General features: G+C 75.4%; 22 protein-coding genes. 1 reads left to right on the top strand and 21 read right to left on the bottom strand.

Annotated elements, in window-relative coordinates:
- Positions 1 to 106: 106 nt before the first annotated feature.
- The 21 genes from AB2L27_RS04840 to mraZ all read right to left on the bottom strand — a co-directional run bounded on the left by AB2L27_RS04840 (position 107) and on the right by mraZ (position 22,211).
- On the bottom strand, positions 107 to 1,030 hold the full coding sequence (locus AB2L27_RS04840; RefSeq protein WP_370440337.1) for an RluA family pseudouridine synthase: 924 nt from the start codon (positions 1,028 to 1,030) through the stop codon (positions 107 to 109).
- Positions 1,023 to 1,607 (bottom strand): signal peptidase II, encoded by a 585-nt coding sequence (lspA, locus tag AB2L27_RS04835; RefSeq protein ID WP_370440336.1) that lies wholly within the window; start codon positions 1,605 to 1,607, stop codon positions 1,023 to 1,025. Before lspA ends, AB2L27_RS04840 begins: the two co-directional genes overlap by 8 nt.
- An 87-nt stretch (positions 1,608 to 1,694) precedes the next feature.
- Positions 1,695 to 2,183, bottom strand: coding sequence for a TraR/DksA family transcriptional regulator (locus AB2L27_RS04830; RefSeq protein WP_370440335.1), 489 nt, complete (start codon positions 2,181 to 2,183; stop codon positions 1,695 to 1,697).
- 191 nt (positions 2,184 to 2,374) lie between these two features.
- Positions 2,375 to 3,118, bottom strand: coding sequence for a DivIVA domain-containing protein (locus AB2L27_RS04825; protein WP_370440334.1), 744 nt, complete (start codon positions 3,116 to 3,118; stop codon positions 2,375 to 2,377).
- Positions 3,119 to 3,245: 127 nt separating this feature from the next.
- Positions 3,246 to 3,554, bottom strand: a complete 309-nt coding sequence (locus AB2L27_RS04820) for a YggT family protein (RefSeq protein ID WP_370440333.1) — start codon at positions 3,552 to 3,554, stop codon at positions 3,246 to 3,248.
- A 49-nt stretch (positions 3,555 to 3,603) separates the two neighbouring features.
- Entirely contained in the window at positions 3,604 to 4,185 is a 582-nt protein-coding gene (locus AB2L27_RS04815) for a cell division protein SepF (protein WP_370440332.1), read from the bottom strand.
- A 126-nt stretch (positions 4,186 to 4,311) separates the two neighbouring features.
- The gene (locus AB2L27_RS04810; RefSeq protein ID WP_370440331.1) at positions 4,312 to 5,022 is read right to left on the bottom strand and encodes a YggS family pyridoxal phosphate-dependent enzyme; all 711 of its coding nucleotides are present in this window, start codon (positions 5,020 to 5,022) and stop codon (positions 4,312 to 4,314) included.
- A complete protein-coding gene (pgeF, locus tag AB2L27_RS04805) occupies positions 5,019 to 5,756 on the bottom strand; it encodes a peptidoglycan editing factor PgeF (RefSeq protein ID WP_370440330.1) in 738 nt (245 codons plus the stop codon). Before pgeF ends, AB2L27_RS04810 begins: the two co-directional genes overlap by 4 nt.
- Before the next feature lie 18 nt (positions 5,757 to 5,774).
- Positions 5,775 to 7,175: a cell division protein FtsZ gene (ftsZ, locus tag AB2L27_RS04800; RefSeq protein WP_370440329.1), complete on the bottom strand. Its 1,401-nt coding sequence runs from the start codon at positions 7,173 to 7,175 to the stop codon at positions 5,775 to 5,777.
- A gap of 303 nt (positions 7,176 to 7,478) precedes the next feature.
- Entirely contained in the window at positions 7,479 to 8,438 is a 960-nt protein-coding gene (locus AB2L27_RS04795; RefSeq protein ID WP_370440328.1) for a cell division protein FtsQ/DivIB, read from the bottom strand.
- On the bottom strand, positions 8,438 to 9,838 hold the full coding sequence (gene murC / locus AB2L27_RS04790; protein ID WP_370440327.1) for a UDP-N-acetylmuramate--L-alanine ligase: 1,401 nt from the start codon (positions 9,836 to 9,838) through the stop codon (positions 8,438 to 8,440). The genes AB2L27_RS04795 and murC overlap by 1 nt, the downstream gene beginning before the upstream one ends.
- On the bottom strand, positions 9,835 to 10,923 hold the full coding sequence (murG, locus tag AB2L27_RS04785) for an undecaprenyldiphospho-muramoylpentapeptide beta-N-acetylglucosaminyltransferase (protein WP_370440326.1): 1,089 nt from the start codon (positions 10,921 to 10,923) through the stop codon (positions 9,835 to 9,837). The genes murC and murG overlap by 4 nt, the downstream gene beginning before the upstream one ends.
- Positions 10,920 to 12,248 carry a putative lipid II flippase FtsW gene (ftsW, locus tag AB2L27_RS04780; RefSeq protein ID WP_370440325.1) on the bottom strand — a complete coding sequence of 443 codons (1,329 nt, stop codon included), beginning with the start codon at positions 12,246 to 12,248 and terminating at the stop codon, positions 10,920 to 10,922. Before ftsW ends, murG begins: the two co-directional genes overlap by 4 nt.
- Before the next feature lie 2 nt (positions 12,249 to 12,250).
- A complete protein-coding gene (murD, locus tag AB2L27_RS04775; protein ID WP_370440324.1) occupies positions 12,251 to 13,834 on the bottom strand; it encodes a UDP-N-acetylmuramoyl-L-alanine--D-glutamate ligase in 1,584 nt (527 codons plus the stop codon).
- Positions 13,827 to 14,918 (bottom strand): phospho-N-acetylmuramoyl-pentapeptide-transferase, encoded by a 1,092-nt coding sequence (gene mraY / locus AB2L27_RS04770; protein ID WP_370440323.1) that lies wholly within the window; start codon positions 14,916 to 14,918, stop codon positions 13,827 to 13,829. The genes murD and mraY overlap by 8 nt, the downstream gene beginning before the upstream one ends.
- On the bottom strand, positions 14,915 to 16,384 hold the full coding sequence (locus tag AB2L27_RS04765) for a UDP-N-acetylmuramoyl-tripeptide--D-alanyl-D-alanine ligase (protein ID WP_370440322.1): 1,470 nt from the start codon (positions 16,382 to 16,384) through the stop codon (positions 14,915 to 14,917). The genes mraY and AB2L27_RS04765 overlap by 4 nt, the downstream gene beginning before the upstream one ends.
- Positions 16,381 to 17,952 carry a UDP-N-acetylmuramoyl-L-alanyl-D-glutamate--2,6-diaminopimelate ligase gene (locus tag AB2L27_RS04760; RefSeq protein ID WP_370440413.1) on the bottom strand — a complete coding sequence of 524 codons (1,572 nt, stop codon included), beginning with the start codon at positions 17,950 to 17,952 and terminating at the stop codon, positions 16,381 to 16,383. Before AB2L27_RS04760 ends, AB2L27_RS04765 begins: the two co-directional genes overlap by 4 nt.
- Before the next feature lie 58 nt (positions 17,953 to 18,010).
- Positions 18,011 to 19,912, bottom strand: coding sequence for a peptidoglycan D,D-transpeptidase FtsI family protein (locus AB2L27_RS04755; RefSeq protein WP_370440321.1), 1,902 nt, complete (start codon positions 19,910 to 19,912; stop codon positions 18,011 to 18,013).
- Positions 19,913 to 19,950: 38 nt separating this feature from the next.
- A complete protein-coding gene (gene ftsL / locus AB2L27_RS04750; protein ID WP_370440320.1) occupies positions 19,951 to 20,412 on the bottom strand; it encodes a cell division protein FtsL in 462 nt (153 codons plus the stop codon).
- The gene (gene rsmH, locus AB2L27_RS04745; protein WP_370440412.1) at positions 20,412 to 21,512 is read right to left on the bottom strand and encodes a 16S rRNA (cytosine(1402)-N(4))-methyltransferase RsmH; all 1,101 of its coding nucleotides are present in this window, start codon (positions 21,510 to 21,512) and stop codon (positions 20,412 to 20,414) included. The genes ftsL and rsmH overlap by 1 nt, the downstream gene beginning before the upstream one ends.
- A gap of 267 nt (positions 21,513 to 21,779) precedes the next feature.
- A complete protein-coding gene (gene mraZ / locus AB2L27_RS04740; RefSeq protein ID WP_370440319.1) occupies positions 21,780 to 22,211 on the bottom strand; it encodes a division/cell wall cluster transcriptional repressor MraZ in 432 nt (143 codons plus the stop codon).
- A gap of 542 nt (positions 22,212 to 22,753) precedes the next feature.
- Between mraZ and AB2L27_RS04735 the strand changes: the two genes are divergently transcribed.
- The gene (locus tag AB2L27_RS04735; RefSeq protein WP_370440411.1) at positions 22,754 to 23,728 is read left to right on the top strand and encodes an AAA family ATPase; all 975 of its coding nucleotides are present in this window, start codon (positions 22,754 to 22,756) and stop codon (positions 23,726 to 23,728) included.
- Positions 23,729 to 23,737 lie beyond the last annotated feature (9 nt).

The following is a 23,737-nucleotide window of genomic DNA, read 5'->3' as shown; positions in this document are numbered from 1 at the left end:
TCCAAGTGGATCAGGCGGCGGGGACGAGCCGGGTGGGTCGAGGTGCGTGTCGATGGTAGGCGCCGGGTCGGACACCGACGGGGCCCGACACCCGCCCGGAGACGGGTCAGTCGGCGAGGCGCTCCAGGGCCGTGGCGAGGTCGGCCGGGTAGGAGCTGGTGAACTCCACGGGCTGCCCCGTGCCGGGGTGGGCGAAGCCGAGCCGGACGGCGTGCAGCCACTGCCGGGTGAGGCCGAGGCGGGCCGCCAGCGTCGGGTCCGCCCCGTAGGTGAGGTCCCCCACGCACGGGTGGCGCAGCGCGGAGAAGTGCACGCGGATCTGGTGGGTGCGGCCCGTCTCCAGGTGCACCTCGGCCAGCGCGGCGGCCCGGAAGGCCTCCAGCACCTCGTAGTGGGTGACGCTGGGCTTGCCCTCGGCGGTGACTGCGAACTTCCACGCGCTGCCGGGGTGGCGGCCGATGGGGGCGTCGATGGTGCCGCGCAACGGGTCCGGGTGGCCCTGGACGAGCGTGTGGTAGACCTTCTCGACCGTGCGCTCCTTGAAGGCGGCCTTCAGCGCGGTGTAGGCGTGCTCGCTCTTGGCCACGACCATGAGGCCCGACGTGCCCACGTCGAGGCGGTGCACCACGCCCTGACGCTCGGCGGCCCCGGAGGTGGCGATGCGGTACCCCGCGCCGGCCAGCCCGCCCACGACGGTCGGTCCCGTCCAGCCCGGGCTGGGGTGCGCCGCGACGCCCACGGGCTTGTCGACGACGACGAGGTCGTCGTCGTCGTGGACGATCGTCAGGCCCTCGACCGTCTCGGCCACCAGGGCCGGCGCCGCCGGCGGGTCGGGGACCTCGACCTCCAGCCACGACCCGGCGCGCAGCCGGTCGGACTTGCCGACGGCGGCGCCGTCGACGACGACGAGGCCGTCGGCGGCCAGCTCGGCGATGCGGGTGCGGGACAGGCCCAGCAGGCGGGACAGGGCGGCGTCGACGCGCTCGCCCTCCAGGCCGTCGGGCACGGGCAGGCTGCGGACCTCAGGCACCGTCGGCCTCGCTGCGCGCCGGCGTGGTCCGGGAGGAGGCCGGGCGGGTCTCCCGGGTGCCGTCCAGCCCGGTGCCCCGGACGGCCAGCACGACGATGAACACCGCGGCGACGCAGATGCTGGCGTCGGCGACGTTGAAGATCGGCCAGTGCGGCAGCTGCAGGAAGTCCACGACGTGCCCGCGCGCGACGCCGGGCTGGCGCAGCAGGCGGTCGGTGAGGTTGCCCGTGGCCCCGGCGAGCAGGAACCCCAGGGCCAGGGCCCATGGCAGGCTGCGCAGCCTGCGGGCCATGCGCACCACGACCACGACCACGACGGCCGCGAGGACCGTGAAGATCCAGGTGGCGCCGGTGGCGAAGCTGAAGGCGGCGCCGGGGTTGCGGATGAGGTGGAACTGCAGCACCTCACCGACGAAGGGCCGCGCGACCCCCGGTTCGAGGTTCGCCACGGCCAGGACCTTGGTCACCTGGTCCAGCGCGTAGACGACGGCCCAGACCACCAGGGTCCACAGGGCGCGCCGGGGACGCGGGGGCTCGGGCGCGGCGGGGTGCTCGGGGGGTGTCTGGGCTGGGCTCATGGCCGGCCCAGTCTCCCACGACCGGTCCCTCCCCCGGGCCCGCGAGGCCCGGGAGGGGGAACCCGTCGGCGACGGCTCGTCGGCGGGTCAGCGACGCTCGGCGCGCGACTTGCAGGGCATGCAGAGGGTGACCCGGGGGAAGGCCTGCAGGCGGGCCTTGCCGACGGCGCCGCTGCAGGACTCGCAGACGCCGTAGGCGCCCGAGGACATCCGGACCAGCGCGCGCTGGGTCTGCTCGAGCAGGTCGCGGGCGTTGTTGACGATCGTCATCTCGTGCTCGCGCCCGGCGGTGGTGGCGCCGTGGTCGACCTGGTCGTCCCCGGACCCCTCACCGCTGGAGCGCACCAGGGCGGAGAAGGAGGAGGTGGCGTCGTCGAGCTGGCGGGTCAGCCGGTCGACCTCGCTCATGAGCTCGGCGCGGACCTCGGCCAGCTCCCGGGGGGTCCACGCCTCCTCGGACTCCTTCACCGGCAGCTCGCGCACCGCCGCGGCCCGCGCGGCCCGGCCCGTCGCGGCCTCGACCGCCGCGCCCGCCGTCGTGGTGGTCTCCGTCGTCCCCGCCGACACTCCGTGCACCGTGGTCCCCCCTCTCGTCCTGCGCGGCTGTGCTGCCGCGTGCGGGAGACACTAAAGACAATCACCCATAGTGAGCAACCGGAAACAGAAAGTTGTCACACGTGGTCCGTCCGGGACCCCCCGGAGCACGGGCCGGAACGACGACAGCCGCCGCCCCGGACGGGGCGGCGGCTGCGGGCAGACAGGTCCGGTCAGCGCGGCAGGGCGTCGTCCGGGACGACGCGGGCCACGCGCCGCAGGTCCTCCAGCTGGGAGGCGATGAAGTGCTCGAGCTGCTCGCGGTAGGTGCTCTCGCGGCCGTGCAACTGGGTGATGGTCTGCTCCAGCGCGACCCGCCGGCCCTCCAGCTCCCCCAGCGTGCGGTCCCGACGCTCCTCGGCGTCGGCGACGACCCGCTCGGCCTGCTCCTGCGCGGCCAGGACGAGCGCGTCGCGCTGGGACTCGCCCTCGCGGACGTACTCGTCGTGCAGGCGCTGGGCCAGGGCGATGACCCCGGCGGCGCGGGCGGCGGCGTCGTCCCCGGCCGGCTGGGCCGCGGCGGCCGCGACCAGGGCCGGCTGCGGCTCGGGCTCACGCACCGGTTCGGGCGCGGGCTCCGGCTCCGACTCGGGGGCCTTGTCCAGCGACGGGGCCCGGGTCGGGGCCGGCGCCGACCCCGTGGCCTCCGAGGTCCCGGTGGTTCCCGTGGTCCCGGCGGTTCCCGTGGTTCCCGTGGTCTCGCTGGGGGCGCCCGCCGCACCGGAGCGGGTGAGCTCGGCGACGCGGGACTGGCACTGGTTCAGCTGCCCGCGCAGCTCGGCGTTCTCCGCGTTGAGGCGGCGCAGCTCGGCGACGACCTCGTCGAGGAAGTCGTCGACCTCGTCCTGGGCGTACCCCTCCCGCACGCGCGTGGGGTTGAAACGCTTCTCGACGACGTCTTCGGGAGTGAGCGGCATCTTCAACACCTCTGCTGACGAGCGGGTTCCGGCGGACCGCCCGGGCGGACGGCGGTTCGGCCACACCGTAGCGGACGTGATCGTGCCCGGCCCGGACAGCCGGGGCGGCCCGGCGGCCGTGCCCGGGTCAGGCCGCCAGGGCCGCGCGCTGGGACAGGCCGTCGAACGTGGGCATGAGGATCGAGCACAGGATCGCCAGGACCAGGAAGGCCAGGTCGAGCTGGACCGCCCCCAGCCGCAGCGGCGGCAGGATCCGGCGCAACGCCTTCAACGGCGGGTCGGTCACGGTGTAGACGACCTCGGCGAGCACGAGCACGACCCCGCGGGGGCGCCACTCGCGCGACAGGGCCTGGACCCAGTCCAGGACCAGGCGCCCGATGAGGCAGATGAAGAAGAGCAGGACGACGATTTCGAGGAGCTTGAAGACCACGGCCACGTCATCATCCTGCCTGATCGGGACGCCTGGCGGGGTCCGGCGCCACCCGTCAGGACTGGTTGAAGAAGGTCCGTTCCACCGGACGCTCCTCCTCCTGCGTCGCGACCTCGACGTTCTGCGGGGAGAGCAGGAAGACCTTGTTGGTGACGCGCTCGATGGCCCCGTGCAGCCCGAAGACCAGCCCGGCGGAGAAGTCGACGAGCCGCTTGGCGTCGGAGTCGTCCATGTCCGTGAGGTTCATGATGACCGGCACGCCCTCGCGGAACGACTCACCGATGATCTTGGCCTCGTTGTACGTGCGCGGGTGGATCGTCGTGATGCGGTGCAGCTCCGCCGACGCCGAGGAGGTCGCGGAGCTGGAGGTCTGGGAGACCACGTGGGCCACCTGCTTCCTGATCGGGGTCACCTGGGCCGTCGTCGCGGCGGGACGACGCTCGGCCGCCGGCTCCGGACGGGGATCGTGCCGCACCTCCAGGCGCGGTTCGGGACGCGGCTGCTCCCGTGGTTCCGGACGCGCCGCGGACGTCGTCTCGGTCCGCGGCCGGGTCTGCTCGACCTCCGCGTCCTCGGCGTAGCGGTCGTCCTCGGCGAGGCCGAGGTAGACCATCGCATTGCGCAGCGCGCCGGCCATCGCAGGCTCCTCGGGATCGTGCTCGTGGGTCGTCGGGCGGTTCTGAAGTGGTGCGGTGGTGCTGCTCGGGTGGTGCTGTGGTGGTGCACGCGGCCGGTCGCGGGGGACGCGGCCCGGTGTCGGACGCTACCGCGCGGGTGGACGAGATCCGAGGATCGCACTGCCGACACGCAGGTGTGTCGCCCCGGCCGCCACGGCCGCCTCCAGGTCACCGCTCATGCCGGCCGAGACCTGCACGGCGCCCGGGTGCTCGGCCCGCAGCCGCTGCGCGGTGCGGGCCAGCTCGGCGAAGGCGCGCTCGGGCTCGACGTCCTGCGGTGCCACGGCCATGACCCCGAGCAGGTCGAGGTCGTCACCGGCCGCGACCGCCTCGGCCACCCGCAGCACGTCGTCCCCGCCGGCCCCGCCGCGCCCGGCGTCGGCGTCCAGGCCCAGCCCGGCGGCGAGGTCGACCTGCACGAAGCAGCCGATCCGCCGGCCGGCGTGAGCGGCCCCGGCCTGCAGCGCGGTGGCCAGCCGGGTCCGGTCCACGGAGTGCACGACGTCGGCGTACCGAGCCGCCGAGCGCGCCTTGTTCGTCTGCAGCTGGCCGATGAAGTGCCAGCGCAGGGCGAGGTCGCCCAGCTCGGCCGCCTTGGCCGACGCCTCCTGGTCGCGGCTCTCCCCCACGTCGCGGACGCCGAGACCGGCGAGGTGCCGCACGTCGTCGGCGGGGAAGAACTTCGTCACCACGACGAGCGTCAGCCCGGCCGGGTCCCGGCCGGCGGCGCGGGCCGCGGCCCGCACGCGGTGCGTGGTGCGAGCCAGGGCCGCCGCCAGCTCCTCGGTGCGGCTCACGCCAGCACCACCGCCCCGGCCGAGCGGCCCGTGGTGCCGTCGCGGCGGTAGGAGTACAGGTCCGCGTCCTCGGCCGTGCAGCGGGCCACGTCGCGGGAGGGGACCCCGAGCCCGGCCAGTTGCGCCCGCACGCCCGCGGCCACGTCGACGGCCGGGGTGCCGCGACGGGTGCGGGCCCGGGCCGCCGGGACGAGGGCGACCACGTCCTCGGCCATGCCCGCGGGCACCTCGTAGCAGCCCCCGCAGACCGAGGGCCCCAGAGCGGCGTGGAGGTCGCGGGCCCCGGCCGCGCGCATCGCGGCGACCAGCGCCGGCACGACCCCGGCGACCAGGCCCGGACGACCGGCGTGGGCCACCCCGACCAGACCGGCCCGGGGGTCGGTGAGCAGGACCGGGACGCAGTCGGCCACGACGACGGCCACGGCGATGCCGGGGACCCGGGTGAACAGGGCGTCGGCCTGCGGGGCCGTCGCCGGCGGGCTGACGACCTCGACGACGTCGGCGCCGTGCACCTGCCGGGGCACGACGAGCGCGTCGGCGGCCAGGGCGCGGCGCAGGGCCTCGCGGTGGGCGGCGACGAGCGCCGGGTCGTCCCCGACGTGGTCGCCGAGGTTGAGACCGGCGTACGGGGTGCGGCTGCGCCCGCCCGCGCGGGTGGTGAACCCGCCGCGGACGCCGGCCGGCAGGCCGGCGTCCAGCAGCGGGAGCGTGCTCAGGGGACCGTGGATGCCCACCTCAGGAACCCGCGGGGCTCACTTGAGGAAGTCGGGCACGTCCAGGTCGTCCTCCTCGGGCCGGGGCCGGCTCGGGCGACGCGAGGCCGTGGTGTCCTGCGGCAGCTCGATGATGCGGGGCACCTGCACCGGGTCCGGCGAGGGCACGACCTGGGGGGCCTGCTGGGCGTACTGCGACTGCTGGTGCTGCGGCTGCTGCGACTGCTGGTGCTGCGGCTGCTGGTGCTGCGGCTGCTGCTCGTGCTGCTGCTGGTACTGCGGCTCGGCCGGCTGCTGGGTCTGCGCGTACTGCGGCGCCGGGGCCGCGTAGGACGGGGCGGGCTGCTGCGGCTGCTGGTACTGCTGCTGCTGCGGCTCGGAGTAGGACGGTTCGGGCGTCGCGGGGCGCGTGGTGCGCGGCGGGACGGCGCTGGCGGGCACCGGGCGGCCCGAGACCTGCCCCAGGGCGCGCTCGTCGCGGCGGCTCTTGGGGGTGCCGGCGTCGAACCCGGCGGCGATGACGGTGACGCGCACCTCGTCGCCGAGGGCGTCGTCGATGACCGTGCCGAAGATGATGTTCGCCTCGGGGTGCGCGGCCTCCTGGACCAGGCGCGCGGCCTCGTTGATCTCGTACAGGCCGAGGTCGGACCCGCCCTGGATCGACAGCAGGACGCCGTGGGCGCCGTCGATGCTGGCCTCCAGCAGCGGGGAGTTCACCGCGGCCTCGGCGGCGTGGATGGCGCGGTCGTCCCCGCGCGCGGAACCGATGCCCATGAGGGCGGACCCCGCGCCCTGCATGACCGACTTCACGTCGGCGAAGTCGAGGTTGATCAGACCCGGGGTGGTGATGAGGTCGGTAATGCCCTGGACACCGGACAGCAGGACCTGGTCGGCCGACTTGAAGGCGTCCAGGATGCTGACCTGCTTGTCGGAGATCGACAGCAGCCGGTCGTTGGGGATGACGATGAGCGTGTCGACCTCGTCGCGCAGCTCGGCGATGCCGCTCTCGGCGGAGTTCGCGCGGCGGCGGCCCTCGAAGACGAACGGGCGGGTGACCACACCGATCGTCAGGGCGCCCAGGGACCGGGCGATGCGGGCCACGACGGGTGCGCCGCCGGTGCCGGTGCCACCGCCCTCGCCGGCGGTGACGAAGACCATGTCGGCGCCCTTGAGCACCTCCTCGATCTCCTCGGCGTGGTCCTCGGCGGCCTTGCGGCCGACCTCGGGGTCGGCGCCGGCGCCGAGCCCGCGGGTGAGTTCGCGGCCGACGTCGAGCTTGACGTCGGCGTCCGACATCAGAAGCGCCTGCGCGTCGGTGTTCACCGCGATGAACTCGACGCCCTTGAGGCCGACCTCGATCATCCGGTTGACCGCGTTCACACCACCGCCGCCGACGCCGACGACCTTGATGACCGCTAGGTAGTTCTGCGGAGCTGCCACGGTGGTTGCCTCTCGCCTCTTTCGCCTGGTCCGTCTGTGCTGCAAAACCCTGACCCTCAAGTAGAGGGTCAACGTTATGTCACGTGCTGCTGGGTGGTGACCGTAGGGATCGGAACGGGGTTGAGGCAACCACAGCCCCGGCGTGTCGCGGCAACACGTCGTTCGGACGCGGATCCGAGGGCCGCTGTCACTTTGAGTGATGAGGGAACGACTTGCGGTTGCCACTGCGGGCGGCGGGGTCGGGGTCGTTGACGCGGAGCGCCGATAGGCTCCGAGCGGCGGGGGGGATCGGTGGGTAAGGCGTCAGGGGGTGGCGGCGGGGGCGTCGGGGGCGGAGACGTCGACCGACGTGGCCGCCGCGACGGCCGGGTCGGCGAGCATCCGCAGCAGCACCTCGGTCTTGCGCTCGGGCCGGCCCTCGTCGCCCCAGACGACCTCCGGCCCCTCGGCCAGCCGGAAGGTCACCGCGTCCGGGCCGGTCGCGGAGATGGAGGCGACCTGGCTGCGCAGCTCCTCGCCGAGGGAGGCGTTGACGGTGATCGCGGCCTGCAGGGCGTCGTTGCCGGCCCGGTCGACGTCGACGTCGAGCGTCGGCACGCCCGCCGGCGCGGCGTCGGCGTGGACGAGGACGTTGCCCTCCCCGTCGACGAGGTCGACACCCCCGGCGGTCGAGGGCACGGCCGCCACGGCCTGCCGCTCGTGCACCGCCACGACGAGCGTGTGCGGCCAGGACCGGGACACGTCGGCCCCCTGGACCAGCGGCAGCGCCGTGAGGGACCGGGTCAGCGACCGGGTGTCCACCCCGGCCAGCGGGGTGCCCTCGACACCGCGCAGGACGCGCTGGACCGCGGCCGGGTCGGTGCGCTCGACGCCGGTGGTGCGGACCTGCTCCACGCGCAGCCACGGGGAGGCCAGCAGCAGCCACCCGGCCGCCACGGCCAGCACCAGCAGCACCCCGAGGGCGGCCAGGGAGCGGCGACCGGGACGCCAGCGGCGGGCGCGGCGAGCCCCGGCGAGGTCGGCGACCCGGGCCCGGGCACCACCGGCCGGCCGCTGGCGGGACGTGGTGGGCCGCGCCGGTGGCTCCGGACGCGCGGGACGGGCCGGCCGGGCGGGCCGGGCCGGGCGGACGGCGCGCGCGGCGGGGGACGCGGCGGAGGGGGTGGCGCGGGTGGCCCGGCGCCGCTGCGGGGCCCCGCTCGTCTTCGGTGCCGGCGGCACCGGCGGCGGGGACGGCTGGCGGGGCCGGGTGGGGCGCGCCATCAGCGCCGCCCCAGGGTCTCGAGCACCTGCGGGCCCAGGGTCGTGACGTTTCCGGCGCCGACGGTGAGCAGGAGGTCGCCGGGGCGCACCAGGTCGGCCAGGACGGCGGTCGCGTCCTCCAGGCGCGGCACGTACCGGACGTGCCCGGCCTCCAGCGGCACGGCGTCCGCGATCAGAGCCCCGGTGACGGCGGGGTCGGGGTCCTCGCGCGCCACGTACACGTCGAGCAGGACGACCTCGTCGGCCAGGGCCAGCGCCCGGGCGAACTCCCGGGCGAAGGTCCGGGTGCGGCTGACCAGGTGCGGCTGGAAGACGACCACCACGCGGCCCTCCCCCGCGACGGGCCGGGCGGCCCGCAGCAGGGCCTCGACCTCGGTCGGGTGGTGGCTGTAGTCGTCCACGACGCGCACCCCGGCGGCCTCGCCCTTGAGCTCGAACCGGCGGCGGGCCCCCCCGAAGGAGGCCAGCCCGGCCAGCACGGCACCGGGGTCGGCGCCGAGCTCGACGGCGGCGCAGAACGCCGCGGCGGCGTTGCGCAGGTTGTGCTCGCCCGGGACGGCGAGCCGCAGCTCCCGCGGCCCGGTCCCGTCGTCGATCCGGGCGGTGGGGGCCGGGCCGAGCCGCACGTCGGTCAGCACGACGTCGGCGGTGGCGGACGTGCCGTAGGTGCGGACCCGGACCCCCCGCTCGCGGGCGTGGGCGGCCAGGGCGGCGGACCCGCGGTCGTCGAGGCAGGCGACGAGCAGGCCACCGGGCTGCAACCGGGCCAGGAACTCCTCGAACGCGGCCGTGTACGCCTCGGCGGTCCCGTAGTGGTCGAGGTGGTCGGGTTCGACGTTGGTGACGACGTCGAGGACGGGGGCGTACGCGCGGAAGGAGCCGTCGGACTCGTCGGCCTCGGCCACGAAGGGGCCGGACCCGTCGCGGGCCCCGCCGTCGGTGCCCCCGGTCAGCTCCCCGCCGATGGCGTAGGAGGGGTCCAGACCGGCGGCGACGAGCGCGACCGCGAGCATCGAGGTGGTCGTCGTCTTGCCGTGCGTGCCGGCCACGGCTACCCCCCGGCGGCCGGCCATGAGCGCGGCCAGGGCTTGGGAGCGGTGCAGCACGCGCATCCCGCGCTCGCGCGCGGCGAGGAGCTCGGGGTTGCCCTCGCGGACGGCCGAGCTCACGACGAGGGTGTCACCGGCGCCGAGGTCGGCGAGGTTGGCCGGGTCGTGGCCCACGCACGTGCGGACCCCGAGCTCGGCCAGCCGGTGCAGCGTCGGGGAGTCCACGGCGTCGGTGCCGGAGACCTGCACGCCGCGGGCGGCCAGGAGCCGGGCGACGCCCGAGACCCCGACACCCCCCAGTCCCAGCAGGTGCACGCGCCCGAGGTCGCTCAGCGCGGGCGAGCCGGTCACCGGGCCGCCGCCTCGACCAGGTCGGCGAGCCGCTCGTCGCCGTCCAGGACGCCGAACCCGGCCGCGGCGCGGGCCGCGTCGGCGAGGGCGGCGCGGTCGGACAGCAGGGGCAGCACGCGGGCGCGGACGAACGCGGTGTCGAGGTCGGCGTCGGCGACGAGCACGCCCCCGCCGGCGGCCACGACGGACTCGGCGTTGCGGCGCTGCTCGCCGTTGCCGATGGGCAGCGGGACGTAGACCCCGGGCAGCCCCAGGGCGGTCAGCTCGCTGACGGTCCCGGCGCCGCTGCGCCCGACGACGAGGTCGGCCGCGGCGTAGGCGGTGTCCATGCCGTCGAGGTAGTCCCGCACCACGTACCGCGTGGTGTCGGTGCCCGCCGGCAGCGGCACGGACTTGCCGCGCCCGCACGCGTGCAGCACCTGGAACCCCGCCCCCAGCAGGTCGGGGGCGCACGCGCCGAGGACGTCGTTGATGCGCTGGGCCCCCAGCGACCCGCCGGTCACGAGCAGGGTCGGGGTGTCCGGGTCCAGGCCCAGCTCGCGGCGGGCGGTGCGGCGCAGGGCGTCGCGGTCGGCGGCCCGGGCCAGGGCCACGACCTCCGAGCGCAGCGGCATGCCCGTGTGGACGGCCGCGCGCAGGGGGGTGCCGGGGAACGTGACGGCCGTGCTGCGCGCCCAGCGCGCGCCGAGGCGGTTGGCCACCCCGGGCAGGGCGTTCTGCTCGTGGACGACGACGGGCACCCCCGCGCGGCGGGCCGCGAGGTAGGCGGGGACGGCCACGTAGCCGCCGAACCCCACGACGACGTCGGCCTGCACCTGCCGGATCGCCCGGGCCGCACCGGCCACGGCCGCCCGCAGCCGGGCCGGCAGGCGCAGCAGGTCACCGGAGGGCTTGCGCGGCAGCGGCACCCGCGGGACGACCACGAGCTCGTAGCCGCGCTCGGGCACCAGGCGCGCCTCCAGCCCCTGGGCGGTCCCCAGGACGAGGACCCCGGTGGCGGGGTCGCGCCGGCGCAGGCGGTCGGCGGTGGCCAGCAGCGGGGCGACGTGCCCGGTCGACCCCCCGCCGGCGAGCAGGACGTTCACCGCGCCACCGTCCCGGTGCGGGTGCGCCGGGTGCGCCGGCGGGCGGAGCCGCGCTGCGGCAGCACCGCCAGCGACCGCGCCACGACCGACTCCCGGGCCCGGATCGCCTCCGGGGCCCCGGGTTCGGCGCGCGCGAAGGACAGCAGGATGCCGATGCCGAGCAGGGTGAGCACGAGCGCGGACCCCCCGGCGGAGATGAGCGGCAGCGGGACCCCGATGACGGGCAGCAGGCTGAGGACCACGCCCATGTTGATGAGGGCCTGCCCGATGATCCACGCGCCGATGCCCGCGACGGCGAGCTTGGTGTAGAGGTCCTGCGAGCGCCGCACGAGCCGCATCACCGCCAGGGCGATGACCCCGAAGAGCACGAGGATGGTCAGGGTGCCGGGCAGGCCCAGCTCCTCGCCGATGATCGCGAAGATGAAGTCGTTGTGGGCCTCGGGCAGCCACGACCACTTCTCCCGGGACGCGCCCAGGCCCAGGCCCCAGAACCCGCCGGAGGCCAGGGCGTACTGGCCCTGCACCGGCTGCCAGGCCAGGCCGCGGATGTCGTCGGCGGACGCGGCGCCGGAGATCCAGTGCTGCACGCGGTTCATGCGGTTGTCGCTGGTGACGACGGCGAGGACGGCGACCGCCGCGGTCACCGCGCCGGCCAGGGCGAACCAGCGGCCGGGGATGCCGGCCACCCACAGCATGACGACGACGACGGCCATCATGATGAGCGCGGTCCCGAGGTCGCGGGTCAGCAGGACGATGCCGACGGTGAGCCCGACGGGCAGCGCCATGGCGCCCAGGAGCTTGACCGGCTCCCCCAGGCAGTCGCGGCGGCGCGTCAGGGCGAGGGCGAGGGCGAGGACCAGGGCGACCTTGGCGGCCTCGGAGGGCTGGGCCTGGAACCCGCCGATGACGATCCAGTTCCGGTTGCCGTTGACGACCTTGCCGACGCCCGGCACGAAGACCAGGAGCTGCAGGACCGCGGCCCCCGCGAGGGCGGGCAGGGCCAGCCGTTGCCAGGTCCGGGCCGGGACCCGGCTGGCGACCGTGAGCACGACCGCGCCCAGGACGGCGAACGTCGCCTGGTTCTTGAAGATCGAGAACGGGCTCCCGTACCTCGTCAGCGCCTCGACGCTGGAGCTGGACAGGACCATGACGAGCCCGATGACCACGAGCACGGACGTGGTGGCCAGCAGCACGTGGTGCGTCGCGAGCGGGGAGTCCAGCAACCGGGTCCGCTCCCGGACCCACTCCCCGACCGCGTCGAGCACGGCGGGCCGGCGCCAGCGGTCCCAGCCCGGGACGCGCTGGCGCGCTCCCTCGACGGCCACGCTCAGGCCCCCGGGAACCGGCGCGTCACGGCGGCGGCGAACTCCTCGCCGCGGTGGCCGTAGGAGCGGAACTGGTCCCAGGACGCGCAGGCGGGGGCGAGCAGCACGGTGTCACCGGGCGCGGCGAGGTCCGCGGCGCGCGCCACCACGAGGTCCATGAGGTCGGCGGTGTCGGTGGTCACGTCCCCATCCTGCGCGAGGTCGACCTCGACGACGGGGACCTGGGGTGCGTGTCGCCGCAGCGCGTCCGCGACCAGGGCGCGGTCGCGGCCGATGAGCACCGCGGCCCGCAGCCGGCCCGCGTTGGCCTGCACGAGGTCGTCGAAGGAGGCGCCCTTGGCGTCGCCGCCGGCGATCCACACGACGGGCTCGAAGGTGGCCAGGGAGGCGTTGGCGGCGTGGGCGTTGGTGGCCTTGGAGTCGTCCACCCAGCGGACCCCGCCGGTGCGGGCGGGGTCCAGGACGGTCGCGACCCGGTGCGGTGCGGGGCGGAAGGCGAGCACGCCGTTGCGGACGGCGACCTGCGGCACGCCGTGCGCGCGGGCCAGGGCCGCCGCGGCCAGGACGTTCTCCACGGTGTGCGGCGGGACCGGGTCGTCGGTCCCCTCCGGGCGCAGGTCGGCCAGGGAGCACAGCTCCGCGGCGTGGGACTGCCGCTGCTCGAGGAACGCGCGGTCGCACAGGACGTCCTCGACGAGGCCGAGCATCGACAGCCCCGGCGCGGCCCGGGTGAACCCGATCGCGCGGGCGCCCTCGACGACGTCGGCCTCGCGGACGAGGTCCTCGGTCCGGGGGTCGGCGACGTTGTAGACGCAGGCGACCTCGGTGCCCTGGTAGATCCGGCCCTTGGCCAGGGCGTAGGCCTCCAGCGAGCCGTGCCAGTCCAGGTGGTCGGGGGCGAGGTTGAGCACCGCCGCGGCCCGCGGGCGCACCGAGGCCTCGACGTCGGTGGACAGCCAGTGCAGCTGGTAGCTCGACAGCTCCACCGCGAGCACCTCGAAGGCGTGCGGGTGCCGCAGCGCCTCCACCAGCGGGGTGCCGACGTTACCGGCGCTCGTGGCCCGCAGCCCGGCGGCGCGCAGCATCGAGGCCAGCATCTCCACGACCGTCGTCTTGCCGTTGGTGCCCGTCAGGGTCAGCCAGGGCGCCGCCCCCGTCTCCGGGCGCATCCGCCAGGCCAGTTCCACGTCGCCCCACACGGGCACGCCGGCCAGCGCCGCGGACACCAGCAGCGGGGCGTCGGGGTGCCAGCCCGGGGAGGTGACGACGAGGTCGAACCCGTCCCAGGGGTGCGGCGGGGCACCGACGTGCTCGGGCCCGAGCAGGACCGTGGCGCCGAGCACCTCCAGGAGCTGGGCCTTCTCGCGCTGGGACTCCCCCGTGGCGGCGTCCACGACGACGACCTCGGCCCCGACCTCCAGGAGGGCGTCGGCGGCGGCGAAGCCGGACACCCCGATGCCGGTGACGAGCGTGCGCAGACCCGACCAGCGGGAGGTGAGGTGGCGCAGCTCGCGGACGCGGTCGGTGTCGTCGGCGCGGGGGTTGGGGTTGCCGAGCCAGGAGTCGAACACGCGGGGCTCAGGCACCGGTCACCCACTCCGCGTAGAAGATGCCCAGGCCGAGGGAGACGAACAACCCGGCGATGATCCAGAACCGGATGACGATGGTGACCTCACCCCAGCCGGCGAGTTCGAAGTGGTGCTGCAGCGGGGCCATCCGGAAGATGCGCTTCCTCGTGAGCTTGAAGCCGCCGACCTGCAGGATGACCGACAGCGTGATGATGACGAACAGCCCGCCGAGGACGACGAGCAGGATCTGGGTGCGCGAGAGGATGGCCAGCCCGGCCAGCGCGCCGCCCAGGGCCAGGGAGCCGGTGTCCCCCATGAAGATCTTCGCGGGACTGGCGTTCCACCACAGGAACCCGAAGCAGGCCCCCATGACGGCGGCGGCCACGACGGCCAGGTCGCGCGGGTCGCGGACCTCGTAGCAGCGGGACTCGACCTCGGTCAGGGAGTAGCAGCTCTGGTTGGACTGGAACGTGCAGATGAGGACGTAGGCGGCCAGGACCATCGTCGTCGCGCCCGTCGCGAGGCCGTCGAGGCCGTCGGTGAGGTTCACGCCGTTGCTGACCGCGGAGGTGATGAGCAGCACCCACACGACGAAGGCGATGGTGCCGCCGACCGCGCCGAACCAGGCCAGGTCCAGCGGGGTGTCGCGCAGCACCGAGATGTGCGTGGAGGCGGGTGTCGCCCCGTCCCTGTCCGCGGAGGGGAACTGCAGGGCCAGGACGGCGAAGGCGATGCCCACCACCCCCTGGCCGATGAGCTTGGCCCGGGCGGTCAGGCCCAGGCTGCGCTGCTTGGAGATCTTCAGGAAGTCGTCGAGGAAGCCGACGATCCCCAGCCCCGACATGAGGAACAGCACGAGCAGTCCCGACGCCGTCGGGGCCCGGCCCGTGAACACGTGCGCGGCGCCGTAGGCGAGCAGGGCGGCGAGGATGATGACGACCCCGCCCATGGTGGGCGTGCCGCGCTTGGTGTGGTGGGTCGTGGGCCCGTCGTCGCGCACGAACTGGCCGTACCCGCGCCGGACGAGCCAGCGGATGTACAGCGGTGTCCCGAAGAGGGCGACGACGAGGGAGAACGCTCCCGCGATGAGGACGGTCCTCACGTGTCCGACGCCTCCGCTGCCTGCTGGGTGCTTTCCTGCACGAGTTCCTCCGCGAGCCGGGCCAGCCCGGCTCCGTTCGACGACTTCACGAGCACCACGTCCCCCGGCCGCAGGCGCGGGCGCAGGAACTCCAGGGCGCGCTCGACGTCCGGGACGAACGCCGCCTCCTCGCCCCAGGACCCCTCCATGACCGCGCCGGTGTAGACGGGGCGGGCGCCGGCGCCCACGACGAGGAGCTGGTCGACGTCGAGGCGGACGACGGTGCGCCCGACGACGTCGTGCTCGTCGCGGGAGGCCGCGCCCAGCTCGAGCATCTCCCCCAGGACCGCCCACGTGCGCCGCGGGCCCCCGTCGGCCACGGCGGCCATCCCGACGAGCGCCTTGAGGGCGGCGCGCACGGAGTCGGGGTTGGCGTTGTAGGCGTCGTGGACGACGGTGACGCCGTCGGGGCGGTCGATGACCTGCATGCGGCCGGGGCTGGCCGGTTCGGCGCGGGACAGGGCGGCGGCGACGTCGGCGACGCCGGCGCCGGTGCTCAGCGCGACGGCCGCCGCGGCCAGCGCGTTGGTCACCTGGTGCTCCCCGTGCAGGCGCAGCGCCACGTCGGCGCCGGCCCCGTCGTGCTCGAGGCGGAACCGGGCCCGGGCCCGGGCGTCGAGCGCGACGTCGAGGGCCCGCACGTCGGCGCGGGGGCCGCGGCCGAAGGTCAGCACGCGCGCCCGGGTGCGCGAGGCCATGGCCGCGACGCGGTCGTCGTCGGCGTTCAGGACGGCCAGGCCCTCGGCCGGCAGCGCCTCGACGAGCTCGCCCTTGGCCCGGGCGGTGGCCTCCAGGGAGCCGAACTCCCCCGCGTGCGCGGCGCCGACGACCAGTTCCACCCCGACGTCGGGGCGGGCGATGGCGCACAGGTGGGCGATGTGGCCGGGGCCGCGGGCGCCCATCTCCACCACGAGGGCCCGGGTGCCGGCCTCGGCGCGCAGCACCGTCAGCGGGGCGCCGATCTCGTTGTTGAAGCTGCCCGGCGGGACGACCACCGGACCGTCGAGCACGTCCCCGAGGACGGCGGCCAGCAGGTCCTTGGTCGTCGTCTTGCCCTGCGAGCCGGTGATCCCGACGACCAGGGGGCCCGTCCCGGCACCGTCGGCCCCGCTGCGCAGCCGCTCCAGGACGGCGGTGGCCAGGCGCCCCAGGGCGGCGACTCCGTCCTCCACGCGCACGAGCGCGGCACCGGCGGGCAGCTCGACCGCGCGCTCGGCCAGGACGACGCGCGCGCCCGCGGCCACGGCGGCGGCGGCGTGGTCGGCCCCGTCGGCCCGTTTTCCGGGCAGGGCCACGAACAGCGCCCCCGGCACGACGGCCCGGGAGTCCACGACCACCGGCCCCTCGGTGCGCAGGTCCGGCGGGCCGGGGACCTCCAGCCGTCCTCCGGTCAGCTCCGCGACCTCGGTCGCGGTCAGCGCGATCACTGGGCACCTCCCCGGGCGCTGCGCGCCCCGTCCTCGTCCTGGTCCCTCACGGGCTCGGTGCCCCGGGGCCGCCACGCCCGCAGCTCCTCGGCGGCCACGGCGCGGTCGTCGAAGGGGCTCACGCGGCCGGCGACCTCCTGACCGGTCTCGTGGCCCTTGCCGGCGAGCAGCACCGTGTCCTGCGGCCCGGCGCAGCGGGCCAGGGCGGCGGCCACGGCGGCGCGGCGGTCGCCGACCTCGAGGACCTGCGCGGACCCGCCGGCGGCGCGGGCCCCGGCCAGCACCTGCGCGCGCACCGCGGCCGGGTCCTCCGAGCGGGGGTTGTCGTCGGTGACGACGGCGACGTCGGCCATCCGGGCCACCGCCGCGCCCATGAGGGGTCGCTTGCCGCGGTCGCGGTCCCCGCCGGCGCCGACGACGGCGACGAGCCGGCCGGGGGTGCCGGTGCGCAGGGTGCCCAGCACGCGCTCGAGGGCGTCGGGGGTGTGGGCGTAGTCGACGACGACGAGCGGGGCGCCCTCGCGCACCACCGGCTGCATGCGCCCGGGCACGCCCTCGGCCTGCGCCAGGCCGGTCTCGACCTCACCGGCGCTCAGCCCCAGCCGCAGCGCGGCGACGGCGGCCACGGCCGCGTTGGCGACGTTGAACCCCCCCGGCAGCGGGCACGTCAGGTGCAGCTCGGCGTCCGGCCCGCTGAGGCGGAAGCCGCTCGCGGCCCGGCCGGGGACGACGTCCCCGACGGACCAGTCCGCGCCGGCGCCGGCCGGGCCGACGGTCTCGACCGGGACGGTCGCCAGGTCCACCACGCGCCGGCCCCAGCCCCCGGCGTCGGCGGGGTCGATCCACACGACCCCGCGGCGGGAGTGCTCGGGGGTGAACAGGCGGGCCTTGGCCGCGAGGTAGGCCTCCATCGTCCCGTGGAAGTCCAGGTGGTCCTGGGACAGGTTGGTGAAGGCGGCGACGTCGAGGACGAGACCGTCCACGCGGTGCTGGGCCAGGGCGTGCGAGGACACCTCCAGCGCGCAGCCGCGCACCCCGGCGGCGACCATCCGCGCCAGCAGGGCGTGCAGGTCCGGTGCCTCCGGGGTCGTGCGGACGCTGCCGACGCGCTCCCCGGCGATGCGCGTCTCGACGGTGCCCAGCAGACCCGTGGTCCACCCGGCGCGGCGCCACAGCGACTCCAGCAGGTACGCCGTCGTGGTCTTCCCGTTCGTCCCGGTCACGCCGAACGACGTGAGCCGGCTGCCGGGGTCGGCGTGGACCCGGCGGGCGAGGTCGCCCAGGACGGCCCGCGGGCGGTCCACCACGAGCAGGGGCAGCCCGGTGGCCCCGGCGTCGGCGCGACCGGCCGGGTCGGTGAGGACCGCGACGGCACCGGCCGCGGCCGCCTGGGCGGCGAAGCGCGCGCCGTGGACGTTGGCCCCGGGCAGCGCGGCGTACAGGTCACCGGGCGCGACCCGGCGCGAGTCGAGGGTGACGCCGGTGACGGGGGTGAGGGGGTTCGAGGGGGCGACCGTGCCGAGGACCTGGGCCAGGTCCGCGAGGGTGGGTCGTCCGCCGTCGGTCATCGGCACGGTGGGAGGTTACCCGTCCGGTGCGTGAGTTCCGAACCACCCGGGGCGTGTGTCACCGACCGGCCGCGTCGCCGGCCGCGCCGGCGCTGACGTCCTGCTCGGCCTCGGTGTCCCCGCCCCACGTCAGCGGCAGGTCCGCCGGGGGTTGCGCGGACGGTGCGATGCCGCGCTGGGCCAGGGCGTAGGTCATGACGTCCTTGAACACCGGACCCGCCGCCGAACCCCCGTAGTAGTTCGTCCTGGGGTCCTGCAGGATCACCGCGACGACGAGTTCGGGGTCGTCGGCGGGGGCGAGCCCGATGAAGGAGGCGGTGTACCCGTCGTAGCGGCCGAGGTCGACGTCGTACCGGTTCGCCGTCCCCGTCTTGCCGGCCACGAGGTACCCCGGGATCTCGGCGGCCGCGGCCGTCCCGGCCTCGCTGACGACGGCCTGCATCATGTCCCGCAACGTCGTGGCCGTGGCCGCGCTCACGACGCGGGAAGCGGCCCCGGCCGGTTCGGTGCGGTAGTCGCCGTTCGGGTCCGACGTCCCGGCGATGAGCGTGGGTTCGACGCGGACCCCGTCGTTGGCGATGGTGGCGAACACGGACGCGGCCTGCACGGCGGTGACCGACAACCCCTGCCCGAACATGACGGTGTACCGCTGGGTGCCGGAGTACTTCGCCGGGTCCCCGAGGATCCCGCCGCTCTCGCCGGGGAAGTCCAGCGTCGTCTTGGCCCCGAACCCGAACGCCAGGTGGTAGTCGTGCAGGATCTGGGAGGTCCGGTTCAGGTCGGCGTCCAGCGCCTCCCCCGCGAAGATCGTCCCGATGTTGCTGGACTGGGCCAGGACGCCTGCGAGCGTGAGCTTCTCGTCACCGTGCGGGTGGGAGTCGTGGAAGGTCTTGTCGTAGCGCAGGAGTTCACCCGGGACGACGAACCGGCTGCCTGCCGTCACCACGCCCTCCTCCAGGGCGGCGGCGAGGGTCACGACCTTGGCCGTCGACCCGGGTTCGAAGACCTTGGTCAGCGCGGTGTTCTGCAGCTGGTCGTTCGTGAGCTTGACGAGGTTCGTCGGGTCCAGGCTCGGCGCGCTCGCCAGGGCGAGCAGGCGCTGCTCCTTGTCCATGATGACGACGGTGCCGGACTCCGCACCCGTCTCGGCGACCTTGGCGGCGATGGCCGACTGCGCCTTCCACTGCAGGTCCGAGTCGATGGTCAGGTGCAGGGAGGTGCCGTCGACGGGATCGACGGTCTCGCGGTCCCCCAGCGGGATCTCCTGGCCGCCGGCGCTGCGCTCGTAGCGCATCGACCCGTCCTCGCCCAGCAGCAGGGAGTTCCGGGCCAGCTCCAGACCGGACAGCGGCCGGTCGTGGAACGCCTTGGTGTCCGGGTCCTGCTCGGGGGTTCCGAGGACGCCGACGAGGGTGGAGGAGGCGGCCCCCGTGGGGTAGATGCGCTGGGTCTGGCGCTGGGAGGTGATGCCGGGGATCCCCAGGTCCGAGACCCGCTGCCACAGTTCCGGCACGATGCCCAGGGCCACGACGGCGTACCGGTTCTCGCCGGTGAGCTTGTCCGTGAGGGTGCTCTCGTCGATGCCGAGCAGGGGGGCCAGTTCCGCCGCCGCCCCCGCCGGGCCGGTGCCGCGACCCTCCTTCCACCGCTTCCCGTTGCGCAGGTTGAAGGAGGCGATGGTCTTCGGGTCGGCGATCACGTCGCGGCGTTCGACGGACGTGGCGAGCACGACGCCCCGGACGTCGAGGATGTCCCCGCGCTTGGCGTACAGCGTCGCCGTCGACGTGCGCTGCTTCAGCGCCCGGTCGGCGAGCTTGCTGGCGTCGGCCCCCTGCAGCTGGACCAGGCGGCCGCCGAGGACGGTCAGCCCGCCGAGCACCCCGAGGGTGTAGACGCGCATCCGCATGTCGGGACGCGGGCGGGGGTCCGGCTCGTCGGGACGGGGGCGGCGACGGGACACGCGGGGTTACCTCTTCGACCTCTGGACGGGGCGCGGTCTCAGCGGTCCGACGCCCGGGTGGTGGACGGGGCGGTGGACGGGGTGTCGGACGGGGTGCTGGACGGGCGGGGTGCCGGGGTCGCCTCACCGACGGCACCGCTGCCGGTCAGGTGGACCGCGTCGGGGGCGGGGACCATGCCGAGCTGACCGGCGCGGGCCGCGAGGTGCTCCGGGGACGCCTGCTGGGCGAGGTCCTCGGCCACGGCCTGCTGCTGGTCGGCCAGGCGCCCGCTGCTGACCTGCAGGTCGGTGATCTCGTAGGCGTCCCCGGCGATGGCGATGTTCGTCAGGAGCAGCCCGAGCAGACCGGCGGTCAGCAGCAGGACGCAGGCCACGGGCAGCGGCAGGCGCACCCGCCGGGTGACCGGCGGGGTGACGACCTGGAGTTCGGGACGGTTCTCCGCCGGCGTCGCGGGGTGGCGGACCGGAGCGTTCCGGGCCGCGATCAGGGGCTGGCTCATCACGGCGTCCTTCCGTCGGTCGTGCCGCGGTCCGGCCCGAACTGGGTGGTCTGACGGGTGCTGCTGGGTCGTTCCCGCTGCCGGGTGTCGGGCGTCGGGGCCCGACCGCTGGAACGGGAACGATCCTGCTCGGGCAGTCGGCGCACGGCGCGGAGGCGCGCCGACGCCGCGCGGGCATTCTCGGCGAGTTCGGTGTCACCGGCCTGTTCCCCGCCGCGGGTCAGCAGTTCCGCGCGCGGACCCGAACCGGCCGGCACGAACGGCAGGTCCGGCGGCGCCGAACTCGAGGACAACTCCCGCAAGACGTTCTTGGTGATGCGGTCCTCGAGGGAGTGGAACGTCAGGACGGCCAGCCGACCGTCCGGCGCGAGCCGTTCGAACGCCGCCGGCAGCGTCCGCTCCACGACGCCGAGTTCGTCGTTCACGGCGATGCGCAGGGCCTGGAACGTGCGCTTGGCCGGGTTCCCACCCGTGCGCCGCGTGGCCGCGGGAACGTTGGCGCGCACCAGGTCCACCAGCCGGGCGGAGTTCTGGAACGGCTCGCGCTCGCGCTCGCGCACGACCGCCGAGGCGATGCGGGGGGCGAACCGCTCCTCGCCCCACGTCCGCAGCAACCGGGTCAGCTCGCCGTGGGAGTAGGAGTTCAGGACGTCGGCCGCGGTGGGTCCCGTCGTCGGGTCCATCCGCATGTCCAGCGGGGTGTCGCGGGCGTAGGAGAAACCCCGCTCGTCCTCGTCGAGCTGGAAGGAGGACACCCCGAGGTCGAGGAAGACGGCGTCGACGGTCTGCAGGCCGAGGTCGTTCAGGGCCTGCCCGACGTGGTCGGACACCGCGTGCACGAGGGTCACCCGGTCGCCGAACTCGTGCAGCCGGTGGGCGGCGAGTTCGAGGGCCGCCGGGTCGCGGTCCACACCCACGAGCCGCAGGCCCGGGTGGCGGCGCAGGAGTTCGGCGGCGTGACCGCCCATGCCCAGGGTGAGGTCGACGCTGACGGCGCCGGGGTGCTGCAGGGCGGGCGAGAGCACGGCGGTGCAGCGCTCGAGCAGGACGGGGACGTGCCGCCCGGCGGCCTCGGCCGCCCGGTGGCCCGCGCGCTCCAGGGTGTCCAGGGGGTCGTCGGCAGCGGGGTGCTGTCCACCCACCCGTCCCACCCCCTGCCCTGCCGCTCGCCCTGCCGTCCGCACCGTCGCCACCTGCCTGCCGGTCCCCGGTGGTCCCCCACCGGTCCCGCCGTCGGACGTGGTCCCCATCCGCTCGTGCCCGTCGGCCCTGGCACCGGGGAAGTGGTGTCAGGACCGTCGGGTCCGGGCGGCTGGAGGCCGCGACCGACGGCGCCCCCCGAACCTGGACCGGCTCGGGGGTGGGGATCAGAGGATCCCCGGGAGGACCTCCTCACTGCGTTCGGCGAAGGCGGACTCCGCACCCTGCAGGTAGGTGTCCCAGGTCGGCAGGTCCCACAGCTCGACCCGGCTGCCGGCACCGATGACGGCGACGTCGCGGTCGAGCCCGGCGTACTGGCGCAGCAACGGCGGGACGGTGAACCGGCCCTGCTTGTCGGGCACCTCGCTCGAGGCACCGGACAGGAAGACGCGCTGGTAGTCGCGCGCCTCCTTGTTGGTGAGCGGCGCCTGCCGCAGCTCCTCGTGCATCCGCTGGAACTCCTGCATGGGGAAGATGTAGAGGCAGCGGTCCTGCCCCCTGGTGATGACCAGACCGTCGAGCAGCTGGTCCCGGAAGCGAGCCGGGAGGATCAGCCGGCCCTTGTCGTCCAGTCGGGGTGTGTGGGTGCCCAGGAACACCGCGCACCCCCACCGGACACGTCTGTCATCGGTCGTCGAGTCCTCGTGCACGACCCCCTGTGGACCGCGCTCCTCCACGGTACTCCACTTTCCTCCACCGTCAACGTCAATCGACTCTGAGTGATCGCTTGAATGCGGTGTCGATGCAGGTCAGAGGGGGTGGGGCGCGGTGGGGGGCCCTCGGGGCCCCACGAGCCCGTCACGCAGCGCACACGCTCCCTCCCCGACCCGGACCGGCCCGCGCGGCCGCCCCGGCGGCACCCGGGCAGCCGCGCGGGGACCCGGTGGGGGGAAGTGGTGGGGGGACGTGGGGCACACCGGGCCCGCGCGGGCCGCCGGCCGCACCGGTGGACGGGCGCGGGGGGTGTGTCGTGGGGCAGAGTGGGAGGGGTCCGGCACCGGTGCCCGGACGCCGGTCGCCCGCGGCCCGCGCCCGGCACCGGTGGCCGGCACCGGGCGTTCGACCTCCCGACGTCCGCCGACCGAGACGAGGGCACGTGACCACGACGAGCGCACTCCCCGGCAGCCACCCCGCTGAGCCCGTGGCGCTGGACCCCCAGGACCTGCCCGCCGCGCTGGAGAGGTTGCGCGCCGCCGCCGACGACCTGGCCGCCGCCGTCGACCGCGTCATCCAGGGCAAGGACGAGACCGTGCGGCTCGCGCTGACGGTCCTGTTCTCCGGGGGGCACCTGCTCGTCGAGGACGTGCCCGGGGTCGGCAAGACGATGCTCGCCAAGTCGCTGGCCCGCGCCATCGACGGCAGCGTGCGACGCATCCAGTTCACCCCGGACCTGCTGCCCAGCGACGTCACCGGCTCCAGCATCTGGAACCAGGAGCGCGCCGCCTTCGAGTTCCGGCCCGGCGCGGTCTTCGCCAACGTCGTCATCGGCGACGAGATCAACCGGGCCTCGCCCAAGACGCAGTCGGCGCTGCTGGAGTGCATGGAGGAGGGCCAGGTCACCGTCGACGGCAGGACCTGGCCGCTGGAGCGTCCCTTCATCGTCTTCGCCACGCAGAACCCCGTGGAGATGGACGGCACCTACCCGCTGCCCGAGGCCCAGCGCGACCGCTTCACGGCCAGGGTCTCCATGGGCTACCCCTCGGCCGCGGCCGAGCTGACGATGCTCAGCGAGCACGGGGTCACCGAGCCCCTGGACGCGGTGACCCCCGTCGTCGATGTCGCGCAGGTGCGGGACCTGTCCGCGGCCGTGCGCGGGGTCCACGCCGCCGAGGCGCTCAAGCAGTACGTGGTCGACCTGGTGCGCCGCACCCGCGCCCACCCCGACCTCCGGCTCGGCGCCTCCCCCCGCGCCGCCCTGCACCTGCTGCGCGCGGCCCGCTCGCGGGCGGCGCTGGAGGGGCGCGACCACGTCCTGCCGGACGACGTCCAGGCCCTGGCGGTCCCCGTCGTCGCCCACCGCCTGCTGCTGACGGCCGACGCGCTGCTCGCCGGCCGCGACGGTGCGGACGTGGTGATGGACGTGCTCCGCTCGACGGCACTGCCCTCGCCGCGGTGAGCGGGTCCC

Origin of the sequence: Kineococcus halophytocola (assembly GCF_041276425.1) — a bacterium.
In the GTDB taxonomy this organism is placed as follows: domain Bacteria; phylum Actinomycetota; class Actinomycetes; order Actinomycetales; family Kineococcaceae; genus Kineococcus; species Kineococcus halophytocola.
This window is presented reverse-complemented; position numbering and strand designations above follow the sequence as displayed.

Bases quoted from the DNA above. Each gene is read 5' to 3' on its own strand.
- AB2L27_RS04795 (WP_370440328.1), bottom strand. From the start codon at position 8,438: ATGGCGCGCCCCACCCGGCCCCGCCAGCCGTCCCCGCCGCCGGTGCCG.
- AB2L27_RS04760 (WP_370440413.1), bottom strand. From the start codon at position 17,952: ATGACCGACGGCGGACGACCCACCCTCGCGGACCTGGCCCAGGTCCTC.
- AB2L27_RS04815 (WP_370440332.1), bottom strand. From the start codon at position 4,185: ATGGCCGGCGCGCTGCGCAATGCGATGGTCTACCTCGGCCTCGCCGAG.
- ftsL (WP_370440320.1), bottom strand. From the start codon at position 20,412: ATGAGCCAGCCCCTGATCGCGGCCCGGAACGCTCCGGTCCGCCACCCC.
- AB2L27_RS04825 (WP_370440334.1), bottom strand. From the start codon at position 3,118: ATGCCGCTCACTCCCGAAGACGTCGTCGAGAAGCGTTTCAACCCCACG.
- lspA (WP_370440336.1), bottom strand. From the start codon at position 1,607: ATGAGCCCAGCCCAGACACCCCCCGAGCACCCCGCCGCGCCCGAGCCC.